This is a genomic window from Ancylobacter sonchi, assembly GCF_018390695.1.
In the GTDB taxonomy this organism is placed as follows: Bacteria; Pseudomonadota; Alphaproteobacteria; order Rhizobiales; family Xanthobacteraceae; genus Ancylobacter; species Ancylobacter sonchi.
In genome coordinates this window covers 38,251-52,735 of sequence record NZ_JAHBGF010000046.1, presented here as the reverse complement: position 1 = coordinate 52,735, position 14,485 = coordinate 38,251, and the positions used below count along the sequence as shown (strand labels likewise).

15 protein-coding genes are annotated in these 14,485 nt (G+C 67.7%); 6 read left to right on the top strand and 9 right to left on the bottom strand.

All coding sequences use genetic code 11. The features are described 5' to 3' along the window. Positions 1-323: 323 nt before the first annotated feature. Positions 324-1,433, bottom strand: coding sequence for a PA0069 family radical SAM protein (locus tag KHC28_RS24485; protein ID WP_214011483.1), 1,110 nt, complete (start codon positions 1,431-1,433; stop codon positions 324-326). A gap of 315 nt (positions 1,434-1,748) precedes the next feature. Between KHC28_RS24485 and KHC28_RS24480 the strand changes: the two genes are divergently transcribed. Next, the gene (locus KHC28_RS24480) at positions 1,749-2,372 is read left to right on the top strand and encodes a glycosyltransferase family protein (protein WP_246565176.1); all 624 of its coding nucleotides are present in this window, start codon (positions 1,749-1,751) and stop codon (positions 2,370-2,372) included. A 36-nt stretch (positions 2,373-2,408) separates the two neighbouring features. Here KHC28_RS24480 and moaB read toward each other — a convergent pair whose 3' ends face one another. From moaB to KHC28_RS24460, 4 genes are all read right to left on the bottom strand, one after another. Continuing rightward, the gene (moaB, locus tag KHC28_RS24475) at positions 2,409-2,969 is read right to left on the bottom strand and encodes a molybdenum cofactor biosynthesis protein B (protein ID WP_214010997.1); all 561 of its coding nucleotides are present in this window, start codon (positions 2,967-2,969) and stop codon (positions 2,409-2,411) included. A 214-nt stretch (positions 2,970-3,183) separates the two neighbouring features. Next, positions 3,184-4,089 (bottom strand): KPN_02809 family neutral zinc metallopeptidase, encoded by a 906-nt coding sequence (gene ypfJ / locus KHC28_RS24470; protein WP_214010996.1) that lies wholly within the window; start codon positions 4,087-4,089, stop codon positions 3,184-3,186. A 190-nt stretch (positions 4,090-4,279) separates the two neighbouring features. Beyond that, positions 4,280-4,945, bottom strand: coding sequence for an alpha/beta hydrolase (locus KHC28_RS24465; RefSeq protein ID WP_214010995.1), 666 nt, complete (start codon positions 4,943-4,945; stop codon positions 4,280-4,282). 76 nt (positions 4,946-5,021) lie between these two features. Beyond that, complete coding sequence (locus tag KHC28_RS24460) at positions 5,022-5,954, bottom strand: ring-cleaving dioxygenase (RefSeq protein ID WP_214010994.1); 933 nt, start codon at positions 5,952-5,954, stop codon at positions 5,022-5,024. A gap of 159 nt (positions 5,955-6,113) precedes the next feature. Here KHC28_RS24460 and KHC28_RS24455 point away from each other — a divergent pair, with 159 nt between their 5' ends. Then, entirely contained in the window at positions 6,114-7,073 is a 960-nt protein-coding gene (locus KHC28_RS24455; protein WP_214010993.1) for a LysR family transcriptional regulator, read from the top strand. 21 nt (positions 7,074-7,094) lie between these two features. Here the strand turns inward: KHC28_RS24455 and KHC28_RS24450 are convergent, their stop codons facing one another. Continuing rightward, complete coding sequence (locus KHC28_RS24450; protein ID WP_214010992.1) at positions 7,095-7,544, bottom strand: MarR family winged helix-turn-helix transcriptional regulator; 450 nt, start codon at positions 7,542-7,544, stop codon at positions 7,095-7,097. A gap of 197 nt (positions 7,545-7,741) precedes the next feature. On the opposite strand from KHC28_RS24450, the gene KHC28_RS24445 reads away from it, so the two are divergent. From KHC28_RS24445 to KHC28_RS24435, 3 genes are all read left to right on the top strand, one after another. Next, complete coding sequence (locus tag KHC28_RS24445) at positions 7,742-8,761, top strand: sugar-binding transcriptional regulator (RefSeq protein ID WP_214010991.1); 1,020 nt, start codon at positions 7,742-7,744, stop codon at positions 8,759-8,761. A gap of 96 nt (positions 8,762-8,857) precedes the next feature. Further along, positions 8,858-10,192 (top strand): NAD(P)H-dependent oxidoreductase, encoded by a 1,335-nt coding sequence (locus tag KHC28_RS24440; RefSeq protein ID WP_214010990.1) that lies wholly within the window; start codon positions 8,858-8,860, stop codon positions 10,190-10,192. Positions 10,193-10,304: 112 nt separating this feature from the next. Further along, positions 10,305-10,913 (top strand): hypothetical protein, encoded by a 609-nt coding sequence (locus KHC28_RS24435; RefSeq protein WP_214010989.1) that lies wholly within the window; start codon positions 10,305-10,307, stop codon positions 10,911-10,913. A gap of 101 nt (positions 10,914-11,014) precedes the next feature. Here the strand turns inward: KHC28_RS24435 and gnd are convergent, their stop codons facing one another. Then, positions 11,015-12,448: an NADP-dependent phosphogluconate dehydrogenase gene (gene gnd / locus KHC28_RS24430; protein WP_214010988.1), complete on the bottom strand. Its 1,434-nt coding sequence runs from the start codon at positions 12,446-12,448 to the stop codon at positions 11,015-11,017. 44 nt (positions 12,449-12,492) lie between these two features. Continuing rightward, complete coding sequence (locus tag KHC28_RS24425; protein WP_214010987.1) at positions 12,493-12,783, bottom strand: hypothetical protein; 291 nt, start codon at positions 12,781-12,783, stop codon at positions 12,493-12,495. 643 nt (positions 12,784-13,426) lie between these two features. Here KHC28_RS24425 and KHC28_RS24420 point away from each other — a divergent pair. Next, the gene (locus KHC28_RS24420) at positions 13,427-13,636 is read left to right on the top strand and encodes a hypothetical protein (RefSeq protein WP_214010986.1); all 210 of its coding nucleotides are present in this window, start codon (positions 13,427-13,429) and stop codon (positions 13,634-13,636) included. A gap of 35 nt (positions 13,637-13,671) precedes the next feature. Here KHC28_RS24420 and KHC28_RS24415 read toward each other — a convergent pair whose 3' ends face one another. Next, a complete protein-coding gene (locus tag KHC28_RS24415; protein ID WP_312893332.1) occupies positions 13,672-14,334 on the bottom strand; it encodes an exopolysaccharide biosynthesis protein in 663 nt (220 codons plus the stop codon). Between the last annotated feature and the right edge of the window lie 151 nt (positions 14,335-14,485).

The following is a 14,485-nucleotide window of genomic DNA, read 5'->3' as shown; positions in this document are numbered from 1 at the left end:
GGGTACGGGCCAGCGACGGCATGGACGACCGATGGCATGGCGACCGATGGCATGGGCGACTGCCGACGGCCTCCACCGACACCCGCGCCGCAGCCCCGCTGCCCGCCGAGACCGAAGCCGACAACTAGCCCGCTCGACGCCACCCCACGGCACGCCCGTTGGCAGCACGGGCGACCGACGGCCTGGACAGCTACCGACCTGCTCCACCGCCCCCGACATCCGAATGCCCGCCGAGGCCGAAGCCATCGACACCTTCTTCACGCCGCCACTGCCCCACCCCGACCGGCCGGCTATCCACCTTCGCCGACTGCGCCGGTCGCCGCTCACCCCGCCTCGCCGAACAGCGACAATTGCTCCCCCCGGCGGGGCGGGCGACGGAAATGCCGGGTGGTGAGCCGCACGCTGCGCTGGTTCAGCCCCAGCCGCTGGGTGGCAATCTCGAAGCGCCGCGCCACCGTCCAGGCATAGGGACCGGAACCGCTCATGCGCTGGCCGAACTGGGCGTCATATTCCTTGCCACCGTGCAGTTCCTTCACCAGCGACAGCACATGGCGGTAGCGGTCGGGAAAATTCGCCAGCAGCCATTCCTTGAACAGGTCGCGGATCTCCAGCGGCAGGCGCAGCATCACATAGCCGGCCTCGCCCACCCCGGCGGCGGCGGCGGCGTCGAGGATGCGCTCCAGCTCGGAATCGTTGATCGCCGGGATCATCGGCGCCGCCAGCACCGCGGTGGGCACCCCGGCCTCGGACAGCCGGCGGATCGTCTCGATGCGCCGCATCGGCGTCGCCGCACGAGGCTCCATCACCCGCGCCAGCTTGTGGTCGAGCGAGGTCACCGACAGCGCCACCTTCACCAGCCCGCGCTCGGCCATCGGCGCGAGAATGTCGAGGTCGCGCAGGATCAGCGCCGACTTGGTGACGATGCCGACCGGATGGCCGAAATCGCTGAGCACTTCGAGGATGCGCCGGGTCAGCCGCCATTCCTTCTCGATCGGCTGGTAGCTGTCGGTGTTGATGCCGAGCGCGATGGTGCGCGGCTCGTAGCCGGGCTTCGAGAGCTCCTTGGCGAGCAGTTCCGGCGAGTCCGGCTTCGCGAACAGCTTGGTCTCGAAGTCGAGCCCGGCGGAATAGCCCTGATAGGCATGGGTCGGCCGGGCGAAGCAGTAGACGCAGCCATGCTCGCAGCCGCGATAGGGATTGATCGAGCGGTCGAAGCCGACATCGGGGGACGTGTTGCGGGTGATGATGGTGCGGGCCTTCTCCGCCGTCACCGTGGTCTTGAAGGCCGGCAGTTCGTCGAGGCTCTGCCAGCCATCGTCGAAGGCCTCGCGCGCATGCGGCTCGAAACGGCCGGCTGCGTTGGAGGACGCGCCGCGCCCGCGCCGCCGCTCGGCCTCCACCGCAACGGTGCCGCCGTCGCCCGCCACCGGCATGTCGATGTCGGAGACGGCGTCGAGATCGCGCCGCGCCGCCTTGTCTTCCGCCGCGCGGCGGGCGCGCCGCTCCTCCGCCAGCCGCCCGAGATGCTTCGGGTCGGCCGGCGACCGGAGGGCGGCTGAGGGATCGGTCGGGGCGACGATGCGGCGTTCCATGCCCTCAAGCTAGCGCGGACATAAGAACATATCAAGAACATCATGTAAAAACATCGAGGCGCCGGCTTCACCTCTCCCCCCTTGTGCTGTAGGCACGTCAAGGGTTTGCCGCACGTCGCCTCCGGGCGCTGGCGGTGGGGAACAGCGACCGGATCGATGCCGGCGCAGGAAGAGGGATGGGCCGGCCGCGTGATCTCGGTGGTGATTCCGACGCGCGAGTCGGGCGGCCTGCTGATACCGACCCTGGCGGCGCTGGTGCCCGGCGCCGCGGTCGGGCTGGTGCGCGAGGTGTTGCTGGTCGATGGCAGCGCGCAGGGTTCCAATGAAACCGCTGAGGTCGCCGATGCGGCGGGCTGCGAGTATCTCGCCGGGCCGGCCGATGTCGGCGTCCGGCTGCGCATCGGTGCTGAGGCAGCGCGCGGACCGTGGCTGATGTTCATCGAACCGGTGGGGCTGCTGCAGGAAGGCTGGACGCGCGAGGTGCGCAGCTTCATCGACCAGGCCGAGCGCTCGGGCGCCGCCGATCGGCACGCCGCAAGCTTCCGTCTGGCGCTCGACGGCTTCGGCTTCGGCCCGCGGCTGCAGGAGAGCGCGGCGGCGCTCCGGCAGATGGTGACCGGACGCCCACGGCCCGAACAGGGCCTGCTGCTTCACCAGCGCCTCTACGAGCGGCTCGGCCGCCACGAGGACGGCGGCAGGGCGGCGGCGCGGCTGCTCGGCCGCATCGGGCGGCGACGCCTCGTCATGCTGCGCTCGCAGATGCTGCTGCCGATGGAATAGGCGGGCGCGACCTGCCTCCTCGCCCCCGGCCTTGCCTCAGCTCTTCGCCTTGTCGCGCTTCAGGTGCTCGTCGAGCCGGGGCAGGATCTCGACGAAATTGCAGGGCCGGTGGCGGATGTCGAGTTGCTTGACGAGGATCTCGTCCCAGCCGTCGCGGCAGGCGCCCGGCGAGCCCGGCAGGCAGAAGATGTAGGTGGCGTTGGCCACCCCTGCCGTCGCCCGGCTTTGCAGCGTCGAGGTACCGATCTTGGCGAAGGACACCATGTGGAACACGGTGGAGAAGCCCTCCATCCGTTTCTCGAACAGCGGCTCCAGCGCTTCGGGCGTCACGTCGCGGCCGGTGAAGCCGGTCCCGCCGGTGGTGATCACCACGTCGATGCCGGCATCGGCGATCCAGGCACCGACGCGGGCGCGGATCGCCTCGACATCATCAGGCACGATGGCGCGGTCGGCGAGGCGATGGCCGGCCGCCTCGATGCGGGCCGCCAGCGTGTCGCCGGAGCGGTCGTCGGCCGGGGTGCGGGTATCGGAGACGGTCAGCACCGCGATGGCGAGCGGCACGAAGGGCCGCTCGGCGGCAGGCGTCGGCTGGGACATGGAAACAACCTCGGAAGCGACGGGGACACCGATATGTGGACGCCGTCACGCGGTTTCGAGGCCCGGCGGCGCCGACGGGCCGGCAATCCGGCCCGTCCCTTCTCAGATATTGCCGCTACCAGCGGCGGAATGGGCCGGCGATCCGGCCCGTCCCTTCTCAGATATTGCCGCTACCAGCGGCGGGATGAGCCGGCAATCCAGCCCCCGTCCCGCGTCACAAATTGCCGTTGCCGAAGGTGTTGCACTGCTGCAGCGAGCCGGATTGCAGCCCGCGCTTGAACCAGCTGACGCGCTGCGCCGAGGTGCCGTGGGTGAAGCTGTCCGGCACCGCATAGCCCTGCGACTGCTTCTGCAGCCGGTCGTCGCCGATCGCCGAGGCGGCGTTCAGCGCCTCCTCGATGTCGCCGTCCTCGAGGATCTTGAAGCGCGCATCGGCGTGATTGGCCCACACGCCGGCAAGGCAGTCGGCCATCAGCTCGACGCGCACGGAGAGCTGGTTGGCCTCGGCGCGCGACACCTGGCGCTGGCGCTCCTGCACCTTGGAAAGCAGGCCGATCTGGTTCTCGACATGGTGGCCGACCTCATGCGCGATCACATAGGCGGCGGCGAAGTCGCCCGAGGCGCGGAAGCGGGTCTTCATCTCCTGGAAGAAGGAGAGATCGAGATAGACCTTCTGGTCGAGCGGGCAATAGAACGGGCCCATCGCCGATTGCGCGGCGCCGCAGCCCGAGCGGGTGGAGCCGGAGAACAGCACCATGCCGGGATCCTTGTAGGTCTTGCCCTGCTGCTTGAAGATCTCGGTCCACACATCCTCGGTCTGGGCGAGCACGGCGCTGGCGAACTGGCCGAGCTGGTCCTGCGGCGCGCTGCGACTGGTGGTCTGGGGCTGGGTCTGTTGCTGCTGGCTCTGGCCGCTGCCGCCACCCATCAGGATCTCGGCGCCGCCGATCAGCAGCGCCGGGTTGATGCCGGTCGCCCAGGCGATGAGGCCGACGATGATCAGCCCGCCAATGCCAAGCCCGCCGCGTCCGCCGGGGATCCTGCCTCCGCCACCGCCGAAGCCGCCGCTGCCGCGCCGGTCCTCGACATTGTCGCTGCGCCGGAAATCTTCCCACCGCATGGTCGCCTCCTGAACCCGTCACCCGTCGGCCATCACGGTCCGTCACCCGGACCATAATAGGGGCGGCGCCGGGGATAAAGCCGCGGCATACCGGCAATTCACACGAGGCCGCGCCGGTTCCATGGTGCGGAGGCGAGGCGGGCCCGCACACGCGGATGTTCCCTCTCCCGCGTGGGGAGAGGGAATCCGGTCACGCCGCCGGGGCGGAAAGCCCGGCGAGGAAACGATGCGTCAGGCTGAGATCCGGCGAGGACAGGCCGTGGCCGGTCGGCAGCACCTGATGCGTCACCTCGGCGCCGGCGCCTTTCAGCGTGGCGGCGAGGCGGGCGGCGTTCTCCGCCGGCACGATCGGGTCGGCATCGCCGGAGAGCAACAGCACCGGCGTGCCGGGGATCGTCGCCTCGGGCGGCGCGCGGAATGGCGACATTGCCCGCAGCAGCACCGCGCCGGCCAGCACCTCCGGGCGTAGCAGCAGCATCGACGCAGCGATGTTGGCGCCGTTGGAGAAGCCGACCGCCACCGGCGCCGGCAAGCCTTCCTGCGCGCGGATCGCCGCGATGAAATCGGCCAGCTCGTGGGTACGTGCGACAAGATCCTCCTCGTCGAACAGCCCTTCGGCGAAGCGGCGGAAGAAGCGGTTGGCCCCGCCCTCACGAACCTTGCCGCGCGGCGAGATCAACGCGGAACCCGGCGCCACCCGCTCGCCGAGGCCGAGCAGGTCGTCCTCGCTGCCGCCGGTGCCGTGCAGCAGCAGGATCGGCGGCCGGCCCGGCGCGGTGGCGGGCACATAGCGGTGGATGAAGCTCGGGGTGGAAGCGGCCGCGTGAGAGGCGGCGACGCGAGGATCGGCGTTCATGTGAGCCTCCTGTCGTGCGAAGGTGAAGGAAGGCCCCGCCTCCGGGGGGAGGCGGGGCAAGGCAGGGGAGACGAGGTCAGGCGACGTCCGGCAGCACCGCCTCGATATTGGCGCGGCGGCTCTCCAGGAAGTCCGGCAGTTTCAGCGCCTCGCCGAGATGGGCCACGGGCTCGTCGGCGGCAAAGCCGGGAACGTCGGTGGCGATCTCGAACAGCACGTGGCCAGGCTCGCGGAAGTAGACGGACCGGAAGTAGTTGCGGTCCTTCTGCTCGGTGGTGCGGATGCCGTGGTTCTCCTGAAGCTTCTTCACCATCTCGAACTCGGCCGCGTCGTCGGCGGCACGGAAGGCGATGTGGTGCACCGAGCCGCCGCCCATGCGGGCCGGCAGGAAGCCGCCGGCCTCATGGATGTCGACGATGCCGCCGATCTCGGTGCCCTCCGCCTGGAAGCGCACCAGCGAACCCTCGCGGCCGACCTCCTTGAAGCCGAGCACGTCGGTGAGGATGGCGCCGGTGGGCGCCGCCTCGGCGAGCAGCAGGTTCACCGAGTGGAAGCCGCGGATCGCGTGCTCGGCCGGCACGTCGGTGCCGAGCCAGGCCGGCTCGTTCTCGCTGCCGGCCACGCCGATCAGCGCGAGGCGCATGCCGTGCGGGTCCTTGAAGCTCAGCACGGTCTGGCCGAAGCGCTTCACCGGCGCCTGGTAGGCGACGCCCTTGTCGGTAAAGCGGTGCGTCCAGTAGCCGATCGAGGCCTCCGGCACACGGAATGCGGTCTCCTGCGTCTCGCCGATGCCGAGCCGGCCGGGCGCCACATGGTCCCACGGGAAGAAGGTGAGGATGGTGCCGGGCGAGCCGACCTCGTCGCCATAATAGAAGTGGTAGGTGCCGGGATCGTCGAAGTTGACGGTCTTCTTCACCAGCCGCAGCCCGAGGGTGCGGGTATAGAACTCGACGTTGCGACGCGCGTTGCCGGCGATCGCGGTGACGTGGTGGATGCCGTTGCGGATCATGGTCTTGCCCTCTCCGGTGCGCCGCTGGGGTTTGTGTCGGCGCCCTCTCGTGGCACTACAAATATGCCCGCAACTCCGGCTTGCCACGTCATTTCAATTGCATTGACGCAATCTACGCTCTGCTGATATGTAGGGTGCGTTGCAATGAGGGCACCCGCCATGGCCGATCCGTTCAAGAATCTCGCTTGGGACGATTTCCGCCTGATCAAGGCGGTCGCGGATGCCAAGGGCCTGCCGGCGGCGGCGGCGCAGATCGGCGTCAACCACTCCACCGTGTTCCGGCGGCTGAAGCAGATCGAGGAGGCGCTCGGCACCACCTTGTTCGAGCGCCACCGCACCGGCTACGCGCTCACTCCCGCCGGCGAGGAGCTGGTGGCGCTGGCGCAACGGCTCGACGACGAGATCACCTCCACCGGCCGGCGCATCGCCGGGCGCGAGCCGGCGCCCTGCGGCGAGTTGCGCATCACCACGCCGGATTCGCTGCTCATCCACCTCTTGATCCCGATGATGGCGGATTTCCGCGCCCGCTACCCGCAGGTGCAGCTCGACATCGTGCTGTCGAACCAGGCGCTGAACCTGTCGCGGCGCGACGCCGACGTCGCCATCCGCGCCACCGACAACCCGCCGGAGAACCTGGTCGGCCGCCGCCTCGCCCGCATCGCCTGGGCATTGTACGGGCGGGCGGAGGATTTCCCCGACCCGGCGGCGGTGGACGAGGCGAGCCTGCACCGCTGCAACTGGGTGGCGCTCGGCGAGACCATGGGGGCGCTCAAGGCGGTCAAATATGTCGAGAAGCACGTGCCGCCGGAAAATCTCGGCTACCGCGTCAACACCGTACTGGGCCTCGCCGAGGCGGTGGAGGCCGGGCTCGGCATCGGCCACATCCCCTGCATGATCGGCGATGCCCGCCCCTCACTGGTGCGGCTGACCCCGCCGGTACCTGAATTCGCCGCCGATCTGTGGCTGCTGACCCATCCCGACCTGCGCCATTCGCCGCGGGTGCGCGCCTTTCTCGATTTCCTCGCCGAGCAGATCGGCCGGCACCGCCGCTTTATCGAGGGCGGCAGCGGCCTGCCGCTGGAGGCGCCGGTCGCCGCGCCCGCCGACACCGCCGCGTGACACTCAGCTCTTCACCGAGGCTCAGCTCTTCACCTTGGCGAGCAGCGTGTCGCGCAGCGCCGCGAGTTCGCCGGTGAGCCGCTCCACCGCCTGGCGGTCGCGGGCAAGGCAGATGCCCATCTCCTTCGGCACCGCCAGCGCCTCGGCCTTCAGCGAGCGCCCCTTCTCGGTGAGATAGATGCGCACCTGCCGTTCGTCCTGGGCGTCGCGCACCCGGCGCACCAGCCCGGCGATCTCCAGCCGCTTCAACAGCGGGGTCAGCGTGTTGGTCTCCAGCAGCACCCTGTCGCCGATCTGCCCGACGGTGAGACCGTCCTGCGCCCACAGCGTCACCATGGCGAGATATTGCGGGTAGGTGAGACCCAGCCGGTCCAGCAGCGGCTTGTAGACGCGGTTGAACGCGTGGTTCGCCGAATAGACGGCGAAACACAGGAAATCGTCGAGCTTCAGCTTCTCTGAGGTGTCGGGCATGGAGGCGGACTCTGCCTCCGATCCGAGAGTACCTCAAGCGGGATTTCGCTTATTCGACGCGCCGCGCCGCCGATTGTCGGCGATCGTCCCCGGTTTTTCCGCCGGGCGGAAATCGCACCCGCCCTGCGGGCGGCATTTGAAGATGCCGGGCCGCTCCTCTATAGCATCCGGGGCAGCGCGAAGGAGAATGAGGACATATGTCAGAAGGCGAGGCGAAAGCGAGCAACGCCCCCTCCTCCATCGACGCCTATGCCGGCCTCAGCGCCACCGGCCGGCGCTCGGCGCGGCTGCGGCTGCGCGCCGCCTGGATGTATTACGTCGAGGGCATGACGCAGAGCGCCATCGCCGAGGCGCTGGACATCGGCCGCGTCACCGTGGTGCGCCTGCTCGCCGATGCCCGCAGTCTCAACGAGGTGAAGATCTCGCTGTCGCGCGAGATCGCCGAGCTGCCGCGCCTCGAAATGGGGCTGCAGAAGACCTTCGGCCTCAAGGAGGCCATCGTGGCGCCGGTCTCCGGCCCGGACGCCGACGCCACCCACGCCATCGGCGCCGCCACCGGCCAGTTCATCTCCGAGCTGATCCGCTCGGACATGACCATCGGCTTCGGCTGGGGCCGCACGCTGATGCGCGCGCTGGGCTTCATCGACGAGAAGCCGGTCAGCAACCTGTCGGTGGTGTCGCTGCTGGGCGGCATCACCAAGGCCAAGCAGTACAACCCCTCCGAATTCGCCTGGCAGCTGTCGCGGCTGTTCCAGGCCGACTGCCACCTAATCGCCGCCCCGGCCATCGTCGACAGCATCGAGACCAAGCGGGCGCTGATCGAGCGCTGCGGCCTGTCCAACGTCTACAGCCGGGCGCGTGAAATGGACGCGGTGGTGCTCAGCGTCGGCGAGATGGAGGAGACCAGCACCTCGCTGCGATTCGGCTTCTTCTCGCCGGCGGATTGGGAAACGCTGGTGGCGGCTGGCGCGGTCGGCGACATCGCCTATAACTTCATCGACATAGAGGGCCGCCCGGTCGACCACCCCATCAATTCGCGGGTGATGTCGATCCCGCTGGAGACGCTGTGCGCCACGCCGCAGCGCATCCTCACCTCCGGCGGACCGGGCAAGACGGACGCCATTCTCGGTGCCCTGCGACTGCTCCGTCCCACCGTGTTCATCACCGACGAGGCCACGGCGGCACGTGTCCTGACGGCAGCGGGTGCGCATTTCTGAGCGCGAAAGTCACATCCGCATTTGACACGGAACAAATGTCGGGTAACCGAAGGGCGCTGATGTGCGGCTCAAGCCGCGCCGCCCCGGGAGTTTGCCATGTACGTCGATAACAGGATCGCGCGGTCGGGTCTCGCCGCCGAACTGGAGCGGTGGACCGAGGCGCATGGCCCGGTCACCATCGGCCTCGCCGGCGCCGGGCAGATGGGCACCGATCTCGTGGTGCAGGTGGCGCTGATGCCGGGCGTGCGCATCGGCGCGATCTCGGAGATCGATGGCCAGGCCGCCATCGACGCGGCGCTGATGGCCGGCCATGCGCGTGGCGATCTCGTCTCCGCCTCGACCCCCTCCGCCGTCGACCGCGCCATCGAGGCCGGCCAGATCGCCATCACCGACGATTTCCGCGCCTTCTGCGCCGCCGGCCGCATCGACGTCGTCATCGACGCCACCGGCAATCCCAATGTCGGCACCGAGGTGGCGCTCGACGCCATGCGCCACGGCAAGCACGTGGTGATGCTGAATGTCGAGGCCGACATCACCATCGGCCGCTGGCTGAAGCAGGAGGCCCGCAAGGCCGGCGTGGTGCTCACCGGCGCCGCCGGCGACGAGCCGGCCGCCACCATCGAGCTGATCGGCTTCGCCCAGTCGCTCGGCTTCGAGATCGTCGCCGCCGGCAAGGGCAAGAACAACCCGCTGAAGTTCGACGCCATCCCCGACGAGTTCGAGGCCGAGGCGCGGGCGCGCAACATGAACCCGCGCATGCTGGTCGAGTTCGTCGACGGCTCCAAGACCATGGTGGAGATGACCGCGCTGGCCAATGCCACCGGCCTCGTCCCCGACGTGCCGGGCATGCACGGCCCGGCGGCCACCCGCGAAGACCTCGCCCAGGTGCTGTGCACCAGGGAGGATGGCGGCATCCTCTCGCGCTCCGGCGTGGTCGACTATTCCATCGGCAAGGGCGTGGCGCCGGGCGTGTTCTGCGTGGTGAAGCCGCGCCACCCGCGCGTGTTGGAGCGCATGGCCGACCTCAAGGTGGGGCCGGGCCCGTGCTTCGCGCTGCTGCGCCCCTATCACCTCACCAGCCTCGAAGTGCCGCTGTCGGCGGTCCGCGCCGTGCTGCACGGCCGGCCGGACATGGAGGTGCTCGACCATCCGGTGGCCGAGTGCACGGCGGTGGCCAAGCGCGACCTCGCGGTGGGACAGGTGCTGGGCAAGATCGGCGAGTACGATTATCGCGGCTTCGCGATGGAATGGCGCGAGGCGCGCGACAGCTTCGCCCTGCCGCTCGGCCTCGCCGAGAAGGCGCGGGTGCTGAAGCCGATCCGCACCGGCGAGCGGCTGACCTATGAGAACTGCGCCCCCGACGAGGCGCTGGTGGTCACCCAGATGCGCCGTCGCCTCGACCAGTCCGACGCGCAGTACATCGCGGCGTGAGGGGCTGGATCGCCCCCAATTGCCTCGGTCATAGGAAGCACTATTCGCGAGACCCGGCCCTCGAAGGATAGGGTCAGATTTGAGATTCGCGGGAAAACTGAAGCGAATTACGATGACCGATTGGCCAAAAGACGAGTGGGGCGAAGCTGGAGCTCGCGACTTCCTTGAAGCATTGGGAGTGCTATCACTTCGATACGACAGACTTCAGCTCGCTCTCATTCGATTGATAGAACGATACTTAGCCGCAATTCCCGAAAAAATATTAAACCAATTACTATTTCCGCTAAATAATAATCAAAGAATAGAAATACTATATCAAATAGCATCTGAGATGGAAACAAAAAAAGAAATAAAAGAATTGTTAATTCATTTTCAGAAAGGATTTTCCATCTGCACAGAAAATAGAAATATCGCAATGCATGCAAATGGGCATTTGGGATCTACACATTTTCATTTTACTAGCATCAGGAAAAAATTTCCGTTTGATTACAAAATATACTCGATAAGCCTTAAAGAATTTCGCGGAATTTGCGATTCAATATTAGAAATGACTGATTTTGCCTGGAGGGTAAATAGATACATCGCTCTAACGATGAGCAAATCAACCCATATCCGCGTTGGAGCATTGGAAGCTGAAATGCCTATTAAGCCGCCGCTGCCTCGCAAGCTAATACTACCAAAAGAGGGAAAGTGGCACCCCGACGCCCCGATTTTCTTTTAGAAAGCTAAACGAAAATCGGGGCGTTTTTCTTTGGACTGAGATATTTTCTATCCGCAGTCACTTGGACGACAAAGGGGAGCGAAGAGTGTCCGCCCCTCCCCTCACGCCTTCACTTCGTTACCATCCTGCGCCCAGCGGGTGTGGTACTTGCCGGGCTTGTCGAGCCGCCCATAGGTGTGGGCGCCGAAATAGTCGCGCAGCCCCTGCAGGAGGTTGGCCGGGCCACGGGCGCGGCGTAGCCCGTCATAATAGGCGAGCGCCGAGGAGAAGGCCGGGGTCGGCACGCCCGCCGCCACCGCCTCGCCCACCAGCTTGCGCCACTTCGGCTCGGCGGCGAGCACCGCCTCGCGGAAATACGGCTCGAACAGCAGGCTCGACACTGATGCCCCGTCGCCATAGGCCTCGCGGATGCGGTTGAGGAAGCGCGCCCGGATGATGCAGCCGCCGCGCCAGATGGTGGCGAGGTCGCCGAGCTTCAGGTTCCAGCCATATTCCTCGGACGCCACCTGCAGCTGCTGGAAGCCCTGGGCATAGGCGACGATCTTCGAGGCGTAGAGCCCGGCGCGGATCGCCTCGATGGCCTCAGGCGTCGCCGGGGGCACCGCCGGCTTGGCGTGGGTGAGCAGCCCTTCCGCCTCGATGCGCTGGCCACGGCGGCTCGACAGCACGCGGGCGAACACCGCCTCGGTAATGGCGGTCAGCGGCACGCCGAGATCGAGCGCCGACTTCGAGGTCCACAGGCCGGTGCCCTTCTGCTCGGCCTCGTCGGTGATGAGGTCGACCAGCGGCCTGCCGGTCGCGGCGTCGGTCTTCTTCAGCACCTCGGCGGTGATCTCGATCAGGTAGGAATCGAGCTCGCCCTTGTTCCACTCGGCGAAGATCTCGCCGATGGCGGGGGCCTCCAAGCCGTGCAGGGTCTTCAGGAGGTCGTAGGCCTCGGCGATCAGCTGCATGTCGGCATATTCGATGCCGTTATGCACCATCTTCACATAGTGGCCGGCGCCGTCCGGGCCGATATGGGTGCAGCAGGGCTCGCCATCGACCTGCGCCGCCATGCGGGTGAACATCGGCGCCACGCGCTCATAGGCCTCGACCTCGCCGCCCGGCATCATGGAGGGGCCGATCAGCGCCCCCTCCTCGCCGCCGGACACGCCCATGCCGACGAAGCGGAAGCCCTTGTCCTTGAGATAGGTGTTGCGGCGCGCGGTGTCGGTGAACAGCGAATTGCCGCCGTCGATGATGATGTCGCCGGGATCGAGATGCGGCAGCAGTTCCTCGATCACCGCGTCCACCGGCGCGCCGGCCTTCACCATGATCAGGATCGGCCGCGGCTTGGCGATGGAGGCGACGAAATCGGCGATCGACCGGGAGGGCACGAAGCTGCCTTCCGCGCCGTGCTCGGCGATGAGTTCGTCGGTCCGCTCGTGATTGCGGTTGGCGACCGCCACCGTGAAGCCTTTGCCGGCGGCGTTGCGGGCGAGATTCGCGCCCATGGTGGCAAGGCCATAGACACCGATATCCGCGAGCTTGGTCATGAAGCTACCGTTCTGCTGAAAGGAAGGCTGAAAGGAAGGAAGGATCACGCACGGCCGACGGTGGAGAAATGCGCGTCGGCCAGACGCGCCTCCGCCTCGGCCAGCGCATTGGCGAGTTCGCGCACCTGCTCGGGGCGCAGCACCAGTTGCAATGCCGGCACCGGCTCGCCCGGCTTGGGCTTGCTGGTGCCGATCTCGAGCCGCAGCCCCACCGTCTCGTTGTTCATCAACGCGGTGGTGAAGGCCTGCAGCGGCCACATCTTCAGCCGGCCCTGGTCGTCCTTGTCCCAGCTGGCGAAGGCGGCGATGGAGGAAGGCGCGGGGGCGTTGCTCATGTCGGTCTCCTTGGGGGCTTCTGGGTGCGACTGACGCAGGGGATCAGCCGGCCGGCACCATGTTGGCCCGACGAGTAGCACCAAACACGGCGCTTGTGATCCGCGCCCGCCGCAGGGCTTCGCCGCGTTCGCGCAGAGCGGGGCCTGAGGCACCGGATCGACCTTGCCCGATCACACGCTCGTGCATGACCTCACATCCGCCCGCGTGAAAAAACATATCGTCATGGATCATATCGTGTGCGATACATATCGCCAACACCGGATCGGAACGGCCCCCGCGCCGGCCGATCGCCGCCATCGAGGAGCCCGCGTCATGCTGAACGCCACGATCATCACCGCCTTCGCCGCCTTCATCGCGCTCGCCACCTTCTCGGCCGGGCACATCGCCCGCGACGACAAGCCGGCCCGCCGGCCGGCGCGCTGCGACGCCTGACGGCGGTTAACCATCCCGCCGGGGGCCGCCCCCTCCCCGGCCGGTAGCGGGCGGGCACGGAGTTTCCTCCTTCCGTGCCCGCCCATTCCGTTGCGCGGCCGGCGGTCGATCCGGCGGCGAGCGGAGTGGTAAGTGGAGGATGGCGTTAACCAATTGCCGGCAAGGTTCGGGAAACGCGCCCAAGCGTGATTCGCCCAGCCGAGTGCCGTGATGAGTAATGTGATTCCCTTCCCCGTCCGGGTGCCGCTTGCCGACGCGGAGCCGGAGATCGACCTGATGACCGCCGTCGACGTCGCCATCCGCGACCTGCGCGACCTCGCGCACCGGCTGCGCGGCGACGCGGTCGGGCAGGAACAGGCCGAGGAGTGCCTGGAAATGCTGGCGCGGGCCCTGGCCAACGCGCAGGCGGTCGCCGGCTGAGGCCCCGCGCCGCCGCTCTGGCGGCGCCCCTGCGCTCAGCCGAAGAAGCTCTTCAGCAGATAGAGCCCGGCCTCGACGAAGCCCCATACCACGCCGGACACCACGCCGAGCGAGGCGATGGCGATGACGATGCCGGCCATCACCCAGATGCCGTCGCGCTCCAATATGCCAAGCGCCATGACGCAGATCGCCAGCGCCGGCAGCATGTTGCCGAGCGGGATCGGCAGCACCAGCACCACGGCGAGGATCAGGCTCACCACCCCGACGACATACTCCGCCGGCGGATGGGCGAGGAAGCCGAAGCGCGGGCGCAGCAGGTTCTCCGCCTTGGCGAGCCACGGCACCGCCTTGCCGACGAAGGCGGCGAAATCCTTGCGGGCGATGGAACGGCGGGAGATCAGCGGCGGCAGCCAGGGACTGAGGCCGAAGGCCAGCTGGGCGGTGAGGAAGATCAGCGGCGCGCCGAGCACGGTGGAGGTGCCCGGCGGGGTGGGCAGCACGTTGGGCAGCGCGAAGACCAGCATCAGCGGCCCGAAGGCGCGCTCCTGCATCGCCGTGAGCAGGTCGCCGATGGCGATGCGCTCGCGGGTCTCGTCGGAAGCGATGCTGACCAGGACGTCCGACAGCCGCGTGGCCTCGTTGTCGAGATCGATCGTCTCGTCGGCGGTGGCGCCACCCGTCGATTCATCGCCCTGCACGACCTGAAACGCTCCCTCGGCTTGCCGGCGGCGGCTGCCGCGACCGTCCACAGATAGGCAGCGATTGTGACAAAGACCAGAACCCCCGGACCAGAACCCGGATCGGACGCCCGCGCGAAACTACGTCCAGCTGAACAGGAACGCCCCTACA